The organism is Arthrobacter sp. 35/47, assembly GCF_000520475.1.
Lineage (GTDB): Bacteria > Actinomycetota > Actinomycetes > Actinomycetales > Micrococcaceae > Arthrobacter_D > Arthrobacter_D subterraneus.
On the sequence record NZ_KI914584.1, the window covers coordinates 19,846 to 32,299 of the forward strand.

12 protein-coding genes are annotated in these 12,454 nt (G+C 66.3%); all 12 read left to right on the forward strand.

Annotated elements, in window-relative coordinates; genetic code table 11:
• The first annotated feature begins 22 nt into the window (after window positions 1-22).
• Window positions 23-598 (forward strand): bifunctional pyr operon transcriptional regulator/uracil phosphoribosyltransferase PyrR, encoded by a 576-nt coding sequence (pyrR, locus tag X803_RS0103195; RefSeq protein ID WP_051470402.1) that lies wholly within the window; start codon window positions 23-25, stop codon window positions 596-598.
• The gene (locus tag X803_RS0103200) at window positions 595-1,593 is read left to right on the forward strand and encodes an aspartate carbamoyltransferase catalytic subunit (protein ID WP_026544002.1); all 999 of its coding nucleotides are present in this window, start codon (window positions 595-597) and stop codon (window positions 1,591-1,593) included. The genes pyrR and X803_RS0103200 overlap by 4 nt, the downstream gene beginning before the upstream one ends.
• Window positions 1,590-2,909, forward strand: coding sequence for a dihydroorotase (locus tag X803_RS0103205; protein WP_026544003.1), 1,320 nt, complete (start codon window positions 1,590-1,592; stop codon window positions 2,907-2,909). The genes X803_RS0103200 and X803_RS0103205 overlap by 4 nt, the downstream gene beginning before the upstream one ends.
• A 3-nt stretch (window positions 2,910-2,912) precedes the next feature.
• The gene (locus X803_RS17485; protein ID WP_051470403.1) at window positions 2,913-3,443 is read left to right on the forward strand and encodes a PH-like domain-containing protein; all 531 of its coding nucleotides are present in this window, start codon (window positions 2,913-2,915) and stop codon (window positions 3,441-3,443) included.
• Window positions 3,440-4,684, forward strand: a complete 1,245-nt coding sequence (carA, locus tag X803_RS17490) for a glutamine-hydrolyzing carbamoyl-phosphate synthase small subunit (RefSeq protein ID WP_035777754.1) — start codon at window positions 3,440-3,442, stop codon at window positions 4,682-4,684. Before X803_RS17485 ends, carA begins: the two co-directional genes overlap by 4 nt.
• Entirely contained in the window at window positions 4,685-7,996 is a 3,312-nt protein-coding gene (carB, locus tag X803_RS0103220; RefSeq protein WP_026544004.1) for a carbamoyl-phosphate synthase large subunit, read from the forward strand. It begins immediately after the preceding gene.
• 2 nt (window positions 7,997-7,998) lie between these two features.
• Complete coding sequence (gene pyrF / locus X803_RS17495; RefSeq protein ID WP_051470404.1) at window positions 7,999-8,847, forward strand: orotidine-5'-phosphate decarboxylase; 849 nt, start codon at window positions 7,999-8,001, stop codon at window positions 8,845-8,847.
• A 99-nt stretch (window positions 8,848-8,946) separates the two neighbouring features.
• On the forward strand, window positions 8,947-9,273 hold the full coding sequence (gene mihF / locus X803_RS0103230; protein WP_026544005.1) for an integration host factor, actinobacterial type: 327 nt from the start codon (window positions 8,947-8,949) through the stop codon (window positions 9,271-9,273).
• Window positions 9,274-9,297: 24 nt separating this feature from the next.
• Window positions 9,298-9,867 carry a guanylate kinase gene (gene gmk / locus X803_RS0103235; RefSeq protein WP_026544006.1) on the forward strand — a complete coding sequence of 190 codons (570 nt, stop codon included), beginning with the start codon at window positions 9,298-9,300 and terminating at the stop codon, window positions 9,865-9,867.
• A gap of 46 nt (window positions 9,868-9,913) precedes the next feature.
• Window positions 9,914-10,174, forward strand: a complete 261-nt coding sequence (gene rpoZ / locus X803_RS0103240; RefSeq protein WP_026544007.1) for a DNA-directed RNA polymerase subunit omega — start codon at window positions 9,914-9,916, stop codon at window positions 10,172-10,174.
• A 27-nt stretch (window positions 10,175-10,201) separates the two neighbouring features.
• The gene (gene coaBC / locus X803_RS0103245; RefSeq protein WP_026544008.1) at window positions 10,202-11,428 is read left to right on the forward strand and encodes a bifunctional phosphopantothenoylcysteine decarboxylase/phosphopantothenate--cysteine ligase CoaBC; all 1,227 of its coding nucleotides are present in this window, start codon (window positions 10,202-10,204) and stop codon (window positions 11,426-11,428) included.
• Window positions 11,429-11,532: 104 nt separating this feature from the next.
• Window positions 11,533-12,454 (forward strand): methionine adenosyltransferase (gene metK / locus X803_RS17500; RefSeq protein ID WP_035777759.1); only part of this gene is annotated, 922 nt, incomplete at its 3' end.

Genomic DNA, 12,454 nt, shown 5'->3' on the forward strand with positions numbered 1-12,454 from the left:
GGCGGAGAAGGAGGAGCGTTCCATGAGTGTACCCAGTCCGGGATCCGGCGGCTCCGTGTTCCGCACGGTCCTCGGTGACGCAGACATTGACCGGGCCCTGACCCGGATTGCCCACGAGATCATCGAAGCCAACAAGGGCTCTGATGACCTCGTGCTTCTCGGCATTCCCCGCCGCGGATATCCCCTGGCCCAGCGACTGGCGGCCAAAATTGCGCGCACCGACCCCGCAGCGGATCCCGAGCGCATGGTCGGCCGTCTTGACGTGACCATGTTCCGGGATGACCTGCGCAGGCACCCCACGCGCCCGCCCGGACCCACCAGGCTTCCTCCGGCAGGCATTGACAACAAGGTTGTGGTGCTGGTGGACGACGTCCTCTACTCCGGCCGCACCATCCGGGCAGCGCTCGACGCAATCGTCGACATCGGGCGGCCGCGGATCGTCCGGCTCGCAGTGCTCGTCGACCGTGGCCACCGCGAACTGCCCATCCGCGCCGACCACGTGGGAAAGAACCTTCCCACCTCGTCCGCCGAGAAGGTCCGGGTGCGGATCAGCGAGGTCGACGCCGTTGACGAAGTTGTGATTGAAGGTCCGGCATGAAGCACCTCCTGTCCACTGACGGCCTGACAGTCGCCGATGCCATCAGGATCCTCGACACAGCCGAGGAAATGGCCGTCGTCGGCGAGCGGGAAGTGAAGAAACTTCCGGCGCTCCGTGGGCGCACGGTGGTAAACCTGTTCTTTGAGGACTCGACCCGCACCCGCATCTCTTTCGAGGCGGCCGCAAAGCGGCTGTCCGCCGACGTCATCAACTTCGCCGCCAAGGGCTCCTCCGTCTCGAAGGGGGAATCGCTCAAGGACACGGCGCAGACGCTTGAGGCGATGAGTGCCGACGCCGTGGTCATCCGGCACTGGGCGTCAGGGGCTCCTGCGCGGCTCGCCGCTTCCGACTGGATCGACGCCGCCGTGATCAACGCAGGCGACGGAACGCACGAGCATCCCACACAGGCGCTGCTGGACGCCTTCACGCTGCGCCGGCACTGGTCCAGGATTGCGGGCCGGGCCTCGCTCGGCGAAGACCTCAGCGGACTTCGCATTGCAATCGTCGGAGACGTGCTGCATTCCCGGGTGGCCCGCTCCAATCTGTGGCTGCTCACAACGCTCGGCGCCGAGGTGACCCTCGTGGCACCCCCCACCCTGCTTCCGGTCGGGATCGATAGCTGGCCGTGCAAAGTCAGCTTCGACCTGGATGAAGTGCTGGCAACGCACCCTTCCGCCATCATGATGCTCCGCGTTCAGGGAGAACGGATGAACGCCGCATTCTTTCCCTCGACGCGTGAATATGCGCGCACCTGGGGATTCGACGACGAACGGCTGGCCGCTCTTGAGGCGTCACCGGCGAAGGACACCATCATCATGCATCCGGGTCCGATGAACCGCGGCCTCGAAATTTCCTCGGCGGCCGCTGACTCGTCCCGGTCAACGGTCCTGGACCAGGTACGCAACGGCGTGTCGGTACGGATGGCCGTCCTTTACCTGCTGCTGTCCGGCGATGACTCCGCGCAGCCTACCCCAGCCCAGGAGGCAAGAGTATGAGCACCAGTTACCTGATCAAGGGCGCCACCACCGCGGCCGGTGAGGCCGGCGTCGATGTGCTGATCAGAGACGGACGCATCGCTGAGCGAGGGCGTTCCCTGTCGGCTGCGGACGCCACCGTCGTCGACGCCGCCGGGCTTGTCCTGCTACCGGGAATGGTCGACATCCACACCCATCTGAGGGAGCCCGGCCGGGAAGACGCCGAGACCGTCGAAACCGGCACACGGGCGGCTGCGCTGGGCGGCTACACCGCCGTCCATGCCATGGCCAACAGCATGCCCGTTGCCGACACCGCCGGAGTGGTGGAGCAGGTCCACGCACTCGGGCGGCGCTCCGGTTGGGTCGATGTGCGTCCCGTGGGTGCCGTCACCGTTGGCCTGGCAGGGGAGCGGCTCGCGGAGATCGGTGCCATGGCGCAGTCGCGTGCGGGTGTCCGTGTATTTTCCGATGACGGAATCTGCGTCTCGGATCCGGTGCTGATGCGCCGCGCGCTCGAGTACGTCAAAGCGTTCGACGGCGTTGTGGCCCAGCACGCGCAGGAGCCCCGCCTCACCGAAGGGGCGCAGATGAACGAGGGCGCAGTGTCAGCCGTGCTCGGTCTGGCCGGCTGGCCCGCAGTGGCCGAGGAAAGCATCATCGCCAGGGACGTGCTCCTGGCCCAGCACGTGGGTTCCCGCCTCCACGTGTGCCATGTGTCCACCGCCGGTTCCGTCGAAATCATCCGGTGGGCCAAGCAGCGCGGCGTCAATGTGACTGCGGAAGTCACACCGCACCACCTGCTGCTGACGGACGAGCTGGTGCGTTCCTGGAACCCGGTGTACAAGGTCAATCCGCCGCTGCGCACGGACGACGACGTCGCGGCCCTCCGCCAGGCGCTGGCTGATGGAACCATCGATGTGGTCGGTACCGATCACGCGCCGCACCCCTCAGAGCACAAGGAATGCGAATGGGCGCAGGCCGCGATGGGGATGACCGGCCTGGAGACAGCGCTGTCGGTGGTGCAGCACACCATGATCGACACCGGGCTGATGGACTGGTCCCGCTTCGCCGAGGCGACGTCGGTCCTCCCCGCCCGTATTGGACGGGTCCAGACCCAGGGCAGACCGCTTGAGGCGGGCGAGATGGCAAATCTCACACTGGTGGATCCGGCGGCGCGATGGACAGTCGATCCCCATAAAATGGCAACCAAGGGCCGCAACAGTCCCTTCGCCGGCCTCGAACTGCCGGGCGCCGTCGTCGCAACCTTCTTCGCCGGGCACCCCACCGTGCTGGAAGGGCGGCTTGATTCACCGCATCCAGATGCGCAGAAGGACTGAAGTGTGGACGTAGCAACAACCGCCGTCGTGCTGTCAGTGGGTGTCATCGTGCTGCTGGTCGGGCTCATGGCGCTGGGCTGGCGGAACCGCGTCAGGCGGCAGCAGGAAGTGCCGGCTCCGGCCGGTCCCCCCGGGGATCCGGGAGCGCCGCTCTACGCCGCGGAAGGCCAGTATGTGGTGACCACTTCCGGCGGCGACTGGCTTGACCGCGTCACCGCGCACGGTCTGGGAAACAAGGCAACAGCCACTGCTGCCGTGTACCCACACGGACTGCTCTTTGACCGCTCCGGCGCCGGCGAGGTCTACATCCCGAGGAAGAACCTCACCGGTGTCCGGCTTGAGCGCGGCATCGCCGGGAAGTTCGTCGAAAAGGACGGGTTGATCGTGGTGTCCTGGGTACAGGATGCACACTCCTTCGACACGGGTTTCCGCACCCGCTATGCCGCCGACAAGACGCCGCTCCTGTCCTCGATCAGCGCGCTGATCGAAGACACAGACCCCCTCATCCACCCCACAGGCAAGGAAGTACAGTGACAGAGAACGCGCCAGTAACAGGACCCGGTGCCGCTGCGGTTTTGGTCCTTGAGGACGGCCGGGCCTTCCGGGGACGCAGCTACGGTGCGCAGGGCACGGCGCTCGGCGAGGCCGTCTTCGCTACCGGAATGACCGGCTACCAGGAGACCATCACCGATCCCTCCTACGCCCGACAGCTCGTGGTCCAGACCGCCCCGCATATTGGAAACACCGGGGTCAACAGCGAGGACGCAGAGTCGCGAAGGATCTGGGTTGCAGGGTACGTGGTCCGCGATCCGGCGAGGCGTCCGTCGAACTGGCGGTCCGAGAAGAGCCTGGACGAGGAACTCATCGAACAGGGCGTCGTGGGAATCCAGGGCGTTGATACCCGCGCCATCACGCGTCACCTGCGCGAGCGCGGCGCCATGAAGGCCGGCATCTTCTCGGGCGCGGACGCCGCGCGCACTGACGCCGAGCTCGTTGCCGCGGTGAACGGCCAGCGGGGCATGGAAGGCTCCAGGCTCGCGGAGGAAGTGAGCATCGACTCCCGCTACGTCGTCGAACCCTCCGATCACGGCTGGGAGGGCGAGCCCAGGTTCACCGTTGCCGCCCTTGACCTCGGTATCAAGGCGATGACCCCGAAGCATTTCGCCCAGCGTGGGGTCCGCACGGTGGTCCTGCCCGCGGATTCAACCTACGACGACGTCGTGGCAGTGGGAGCGGACGGCGTCTTCATGTCGAACGGGCCGGGAGACCCCTCAACGGCCGATGCGCAGGTGGCGCTGCTGCGGAAGGTCCTCGATGCGAAGAAGCCGTTCTTCGGAATCTGCTTCGGCAACCAGATCCTCGGCCGCGCGCTCGGGTTCGGCACCTACAAGCTGCGCTACGGACACCGGGGTATCAACCAGCCCGTGCTCGACCGCCGCACCGGCAAGGTGGAGATCACCAGCCAGAACCACGGATTTGCCGTTGATGCGCCGCTTGACGGCCCGGTTACGGCTCCCGAGGAGCGCTTCGGGCGGGTAGAGGTCAGCCACGTGTGCCTCAATGACGACGTCGTTGAAGGCCTGGCGTGCCTTGACCTGCCGGCGTTTTCGGTCCAGTACCACCCGGAAGCGGCCGCCGGTCCGCATGACTCCGCCTACCTGTTCGACAGGTTTATCGACTTCATGGCTGACGCTGCACGTTCGGGTGGCGGCTCCGACGACCTTGATGCTACCGAAGTCTCCAAAGCTCCCACCCACGCGCAGGAAGAAAACTAGATGCCCCGCAGAACCGACCTCACCTCCGTCCTGGTCATCGGATCGGGGCCCATCGTCATCGGCCAGGCCGCCGAGTTCGACTACTCCGGAACCCAGGCGCTGCGAGTGCTGAAGGAAGAGGGACTGAGGGTCATCCTCGTCAACTCCAACCCGGCGACCATCATGACCGACCCGGAGTTCGCCGACGCCACCTACGTCGAGCCGATCACCCCCGAGGTGGTCGAGAAGATCATCGCCAAGGAGCGCCCCGACGCGATCCTCCCCACCCTGGGCGGCCAGACGGCGCTGAATACCGCGATCGCGCTCGACAAGAACGGTGTGCTCGACAAATACGGTGTTGAGCTCATCGGAGCCAACATCGCGGCCATCGAACTCGGCGAGGACCGCGAGAAGTTCAAGGGCGTCGTCGAACGGTGCGGCGCCGAATCCGCCCGTTCAGCGATCATCCACTCCCTGGATGAGGCACTCGGCGCGGCCGAGGACCTGGGCTACCCGATGGTGGTGCGCCCGTCCTTCACCATGGGCGGCCTCGGCTCCGGCCTCGCCTACAACGAGCAGGACCTCCGGCGCATCGTCGGCCAGGGCCTGCAGTACAGCCCCACCAGCGAGGTGCTGCTTGAGGAGAGCATCCTCGGGTGGAAGGAATACGAGCTGGAGATGATGCGCGACAAGAATGACAACGTCGTCGTCGTCTGTTCCATCGAGAACTTCGACCCGGTGGGAGTGCACACCGGCGACTCCATCACCGTTGCTCCCGCCCTGACCCTGACCGACCGGGAGTACCAGCGCCTGCGTGACATTTCCATCGCCGTGATCCGCGAGGTGGGGGTGGACACCGGCGGCTGCAACATCCAGTTCGCCGTCGAGCCCGGCACCGGACGCGTCGTCGTCATCGAAATGAACCCCCGCGTGTCCAGGTCCTCCGCCCTGGCGTCGAAGGCAACCGGTTTCGCGATCGCCAAGATCGCCACCAAACTGTCCCTCGGTTACACCCTGGACGAGATCCCGAACGACATCACGCGCCAGACCCCGGCCTCGTTCGAGCCCACCCTCGACTATGTGGTGGTCAAGGTCCCGCGGTTCGCGTTCGAGAAGTTCCCCGCCGCGGACGACACCCTCACCACCACCATGAAGTCCGTCGGTGAAGCCATGGCCATGGGACGCAACTTCACGGAGGCACTGCAGAAGGCGCTGCGCTCCCTCGAGCAGAAGGGTTCCCAGCTGACCTTCGATTCCGTCAGCGAGTACGACGTGCCTGAGCTCATCGAGGCGGCGAAGCGCCCGACGACGGAACGCCTCTCGCAGGTGCAGCGCGCACTGCTGGGCGGCGGCAGCGTCGAGGAACTGTACGAGGCCACCGGTATTGATCCCTGGTTCCTGGACCAGCTGGTCCTCCTCAACGAGGTGGCGGCGACGGTCCGGGCAGAAGGAATCAAACCCGACACACTGCGGCTTGCGAAGCGGCACGGTTTCTCCGACGAACAGATCGGACTGCTCACCCATACTCCGGAGGCCGTGGTCCGGGGGGTGCGGCATGCCCTGGACATCCGTCCGGTGTTCAAGACGGTGGACACCTGCGCCGCCGAATTCGCCGCGTACACGCCCTACCACTACTCGTCCTACGACGAGGAGGACGAGGTGGGCCTGCACGCCAAGCCCTCGATCATCATCCTCGGCTCCGGACCGAACCGCATCGGACAGGGCATCGAGTTCGACTACTCCTGCGTGCACGCCACCATGGCGCTGCGCAAGGCCGGCTACGAGACGGTGATGGTCAACTGCAACCCCGAGACCGTCTCCACCGACTACGACGTCTCCACCCGCCTCTACTTCGAGCCCCTCACCCTCGAGGACGTGCTTGAAGTCATCGCGGCGGAGGAGCGTACCGGCGGCGTGATGGGAGTCTTTGTGCAGCTGGGCGGGCAGACCCCGCTGAAGCTTGCGCAGGCCCTTGCCGACGCCGGAATCCCGATCCTCGGAACCTCTCCGGAAGCCATCGACCTGGCCGAGCACCGCGGCGAATTCGCCCGCGTCCTGGCCGAAGCCGGACTGATCGCACCGAAGAACGGCACCGCCGTCTCCTTCGAGGACGCCAAAGCCATTGCCGATGAGATCGGGTACCCGGTGCTCGTCCGCCCGTCCTACGTGCTCGGCGGGCGGGGGATGGAAATCGTGTACGACGAGGCACACCTGTCGCGCTACATCTCCAACGCCACGGAGATCACCCCCGACCACCCGGTGCTGATCGACCGGTTCCTGGAAGACGCTGTCGAGATCGACGTCGACGCGCTGTTCGACGGCAAGGACCTGTACCTCGGCGGCATCATGGAGCACATCGAGGAAGCAGGTATCCACTCCGGTGATTCCGCCTGCGTGCTGCCGCCCATCACCCTGGGCACCGACGTGCTGGAGCGGGTCCGTGTGGCCACCCGGGCCATCGCGGAGGGCGTGGGCGTGCGCGGCCTCATCAACATCCAGTTCGCACTGGCCTCCGATGTGCTGTACGTCCTTGAAGCGAACCCGCGGGCGTCCCGCACCGTGCCGTTTGTCTCGAAGGCCACGGGCGTCCAGATGGCGAAGGCTGCGGCGCTGATCGGGACCGGCGTCACGATCCACCAGCTCCGCACCGCGTACAGGATGCTGCCCGAGACCGGCGACGGCTCCCGGCTGCCGCTCTCCGCCCCGGTGTCCGTGAAGGAAGCTGTGCTGCCTTTCAGCCGCTTCCGCACCCCGGAAGGCACTGTGGTGGATTCCCTGCTGGGTCCCGAGATGCGCTCCACCGGCGAGGTCATGGGAATCGACCGGCACTTCGACACCGCCTTCGCGAAGAGCCAGGCGGCAGCGAACAACGCCCTGCCCACGCAGGGCAAGGTGTTTGTCTCCGTGGCGAACCGTGACAAGCGCTCGGTGATCATGGGCGTCAAGCGGCTCTCCGACCTGGGCTTCGAGATCGTGTCCACCGGCGGAACCGCGGACGTCCTGCGCCGTAACGGCATCCAGGCGACGCCGGTACGCAAGGTCGCCGAAGGCAGCAGCGCCGAGGGTGAGGGCACCATCGCCGACCTGGTGGTCGCCGGGGAGATCGACATGGTCTTCAACACACCCTCCGGGGGCGAAGCCCGCAGCGACGGATACCAGCTGCGGGCCGCGGCAACCTCGATCGGCATCCCGTGCATCACCACGGTCGCCGAGTTCAACGCTGCCGTCCAGGCCATCGAGGCCCTGCGCACCTACCAGTGGTCGGTCACCAGCCTCCAGGACCACGCCCGCGCCATCCGCGGTGAGGACGCCACCGCGCCGGTCGGAGGCTAGCGGTGACGTTCGGTATCCGGCTGGCCGACGCCGTCGGGCGGTTCGGGCCTCTCTGCGTGGGAATCGACCCGCACCCCGCGCTGCTCGCAGCGTGGGGGCTTCCCGATACACCGGCTGGGATTGACCGGTTCTCCACCACCGTTCTCGAGGCAGTAACGGGCCACGTGGCAGTCGTCAAGCCGCAGGTTGCGCTGTTTGAGCGGCACGGTTCCCGGGGCATGGCGGCGTTGGAGCAGCTGCTGGCGCGCGGCACTGAGAGCGGGGTCCTCACCATCGCCGATGCCAAGCGCGGCGACATCGGGTCCACCATGGCCGGCTATGCCGACGCCTGGCTCCGCGACGGTTCGGCTTTGGCGGCAGACGCCCTGACGCTGAGTCCCTACCTGGGTTTCGAATCCCTGCGTCCGGCGCTGACGGCCGCCCGTGAAACCGGGCGGGGCGTGTTTGTCCTGGCCCTGACCTCCAATCCGGAGGGTGCGTCGGTGCAGCATGCGGGTGGGGAGAATTCCGTGGCCCGCCGCATCGTGCAGGCTGCCGCCGCAGAGAACGACGGCGGTGTGCCCGGCTCAGTGGGCCTGGTGATCGGAGCCACCACGGGGCCAGCCGTGCGGGAGCTGGGGCTGGACCTGGCCGGGTTCAACGGCCCCATCCTGGCGCCCGGGGTGGGCGCGCAGGGTGCCGGGCGCGGGGAACTCGAGAGCACCTTCGCAGGCACCTCCGGCGTTGTCCTGCCGAACTCGAGCAGGGAGATTCTCAGCGCCGGTCCGGCCGTAGCGGCTCTGCGGGCAGCCGTTGCCGCCACTCAGCGTTCGCTGGGCCTGGCCGGCGACGCGGGCCCTGGAATGGATTGATTTTCAGCCAGCCGAGCAGATAGGTTCAGTGCAAGCCCATACTCCAGATCCGGAACTGCCGGTGCACGGCCGACGGTAACAACTGCCCAGGGAGCCCGCGTGAGCCTGAAGCCCCTCACTGATAGCGAACGTACACTGGCACGGGAAAAGGCCACGGCGGCCCGGGCAGTGCGGGCGCAGTTGAAGTCCCGCCTGAAGTCCGGTGAGATCACCGTGGACGAAGTCATCAACGGCGCCGGCCACGAGGATGCAGTCGGAAGGCTGAAAGTCCTGGACCTGCTGAAGGCGTTACCCGGGGTGGGGGAGAAGCGGGCGGCCGGAATCATGGAGACGGTCGGCATCGCCGCGACCCGCAGGGTGCGCGGGCTGGGCGTCCACCAGCGCAGGGCCCTCGTGGAACACTTGAAGCACCACCGAAGCGAGTAATCGCAACTAGAGAAGGAAGTATTCGTGAATCAGCCGCGGCTGACCGTACTTGCGGGCCCAACGGCTGTAGGCAAGGGGACGGTGTCGACCTACATCCGCGACAACTATCCCGAAGTGGAGCTGTCGGTTTCGGCCACCACCCGTCCGCCCCGCCCCGGGGAAGTGGACGGAGTCCATTACCACTTCGTCTCCTCCGAGGAGTTCGACGCACTCGTGGAAGACGGGCAATTGCTGGAATGGGCGGTTGTCCACGGGCGCAACCGGTACGGCACGCTCAGACGCACAGTGAACGCGGCCATGGCGGCCGGCAAAGCCGTCCTTCTCGAAATTGACCTGCAGGGTGCGCGGCAGGTCAAGAAGAGCATGCCGGAGGCGAATTTCGTATTTCTCGCACCTCCATCGTGGGAGGAAATGGTGCGGAGGCTTATCGGCCGCGGCACTGAAACACCCGAGGAGCAACAGCAGCGCCTCGAAACCGCTAAACTGGAACTTGCTGCCGAGTCGGAATTCGACCACACGGTCATTAATGACGACGTCCAGCGCGCAGCAGATGAGCTTGTTTCATTGATGGGCCTGACCGCGCACTCGCACTGACCTGCGTGCACGGTACCCTTACGGCCCAGCTACTATTGGAGATTTTGTGTCTACTCAGCCCGAAGGCATCATCAACCCGCCGATCGACTCCCTGCTGGAAGCGTCGGATTCGAAGTACGCCCTCGTCATCTACGGTGCCAAGCGCGCGCGCCAGATCAACGCCTACTACTCGCAGCTCCATGAGGGCCTCTTTGAGTACGTCGGCCCGCTGGTCGAGACCAAGCTGAACGAGAAGCCGCTGTCCATTGCCCTCCGCGAGATCAACGAGGGCATGCTCGTCGCGGCCCCGGCTGAAGCCTCGGAGTAATTTCCGGCCGGTCAGCAGAATACCGACGTGCGTATCGTCCTGGGAGTTGGAGGAGGGATCGCCGCCTACAAGGTGGCGTCCCTCCTGCGTTTGTTCACCGAGGCCGGCCATGACGTGACGGTCATTCCCACCGAAGCCGCCCAGCGCTTCGTGGGAACCGCCACCTGGGAAGCCCTCTCGGGGAATCCCGTGAGCAACAGTGTCTTTGACGCCGTCGACCAGGTGCGCCATGTGCGCCTGGGCCAGGAAGCGGACCTGGTGGTGGTGGCTCCGGCTACCGCTGACCTCCTGGCCCGCGCCAGCGCGGGACGAGCCGATGATCTGCTGACCGGAACCCTTCTGGTGACCCGCGCACCTGTCCTCTTTGCACCGGCCATGCATACGGAAATGTGGCAGCACCCCGCCACCGTGGCCAACGTCGCCACACTGAGGGGACGCGGTGCAGTGGTGCTGGAGCCCGCCGTCGGCCGCCTGACAGGGACAGACAGCGGTCCCGGCCGGCTCCCGGAGCCGGAAGCCATCTTCGCGGCGGCGCTCAGGACGGCGTCCAGCAGCGGCGACCCGGCGCACCGTCCGCTCACTGGACGCACCGTCACCATCACAGCAGGCGGCACCCGTGAGCCGCTTGACCCGGTCCGGTTCCTCGGCAACCGCTCCTCCGGCAAACAGGGTGTGGCGCTGGCAGCGGCGGCGCTCGCCGCCGGCGCAACGGTCCGGTTCATCGCCGCGCATATGGACGTGCAGCCGCCGGACGGCGTGGAGCTCACCACTGTCGAGACGGCCGCTGAGCTGCGGGAGGCAACGCTCAGGCTGGCGCCGCAATCGGACGTGCTGATCATGGCCGCGGCCGTCGCCGATTTCCGGCCCGATTCCGTCTCCGAGACCAAGGTCAAAAAGCGCGACGACGGTGAGAGCCCCGTCATCACCCTCACCCGGAACCCGGATATCCTCGCCGAAGCGGTTCAGCAGCGCGGTTCATCGGGCGGCCCCGCCGTGATCGTCGGCTTTGCCGCTGAAACCGGGGACAGCGACGCCTCCCCGCTTGCGCACGGGCTGGCCAAGCTCAAGCGCAAAGGCTGCGACCTTCTCGTCCTGAACCGGGTGGGCCGGTCGCTCGTCTTCGGACAGGATTCCACCGAGGTAACCATCCTTGACGCGGGCGGCGCCGAACCGGAGACCGTGAGCGGAAGCAAGAACCGCGTTGCAGAAGTGGTTGTAAGCCGGGTTGCCTCGGCCCTCGGGAGCACCGGGTAGCACCCCGGCACCGCCTCCGGTCCTCCTTCGGGAGCCGCCGTCCCGCTGTAGCACCCGGTCACACAACCAGCCAGATAAAGCACCCGACCAAGTAGAGTGATCACGTGAATTCACCCCATACGCCTAGCCCTGCCTTGCGATTGTTCACCTCGGAATCGGTGACTGAGGGCCATCCCGACAAGATCTGCGACCAGATCAGCGACGGTATTCTGGATGCGCTGCTCGAAGCGGACCCCCGGTCGCGCGTAGCGGTGGAAACCCTCGTGACCACCGGTCTGGTCCACGTGGCCGGTGAAGTCACCACGGAAGCCTATGTGGAAATTCCGGAGATTGTCCGCCGGACCATCCTCGGGATCGGTTATGACTCATCGGCAAACGGCTTCGACGGCGCACGCTGCGGTGTTTCGGTGTCCATCGGGCAGCAGTCGCCCGAGATCGCGTCCGGTGTCTTCACCTCCCTGGAGACGCGTCAGGGCACCAGCACCGATCCGTATGATGCGCAGGGTGCCGGAGACCAGGGAATCATGTTCGGCTATGCCAGCGACGAGACACCGGTGCTGATGCCGACGCCCATCTGGCTGGCCCACCGGCTGTCCGAGCAACTTACCGATGTCCGCAAGAACGGCACGCTGGGCTACCTCCGCCCCGATGGAAAGACCCAGGTCACCGTCGGCTATGACGGGGACAAGCCGGTCAGCGTGGACTCGGTTGTGATCTCCTCCCAGCACGCGCAGGGAGTAGCGCTGGAAACCCTCCGCGCCGATCTCGTTGAACATGTGATCACCCCGGTCCTGGCGACTTCGCACCTGGATGTGTCAAAGGTGCGCCACATTCTCAATCCCGGCGGTGAATTCGTCATCGGCGGTCCGGTGGGGGATGCGGGGCTGACCGGCCGCAAGATCATCGTGGATACCTATGGCGGAATGGCCCGCCACGGCGGCGGGGCGTTCAGCGGCAAGGATCCGTCAAAGGTCGACCGCTCGGCGGCCTACGCCATGCGCTGGGTGGCCAAGAATGTGGTGGCGG

Coding starts and splice junctions, on each gene's coding strand:
- pyrR (WP_051470402.1), top strand. CDS start 23: ATGAGTGTACCCAGTCCGGGATCCGGCGGCTCCGTGTTCCGCACGGTC.
- X803_RS0103200 (WP_026544002.1), top strand. CDS start 595: ATGAAGCACCTCCTGTCCACTGACGGCCTGACAGTCGCCGATGCCATC.
- X803_RS0103205 (WP_026544003.1), top strand. CDS start 1,590: ATGAGCACCAGTTACCTGATCAAGGGCGCCACCACCGCGGCCGGTGAG.
- carB (WP_026544004.1), top strand. CDS start 4,685: ATGCCCCGCAGAACCGACCTCACCTCCGTCCTGGTCATCGGATCGGGG.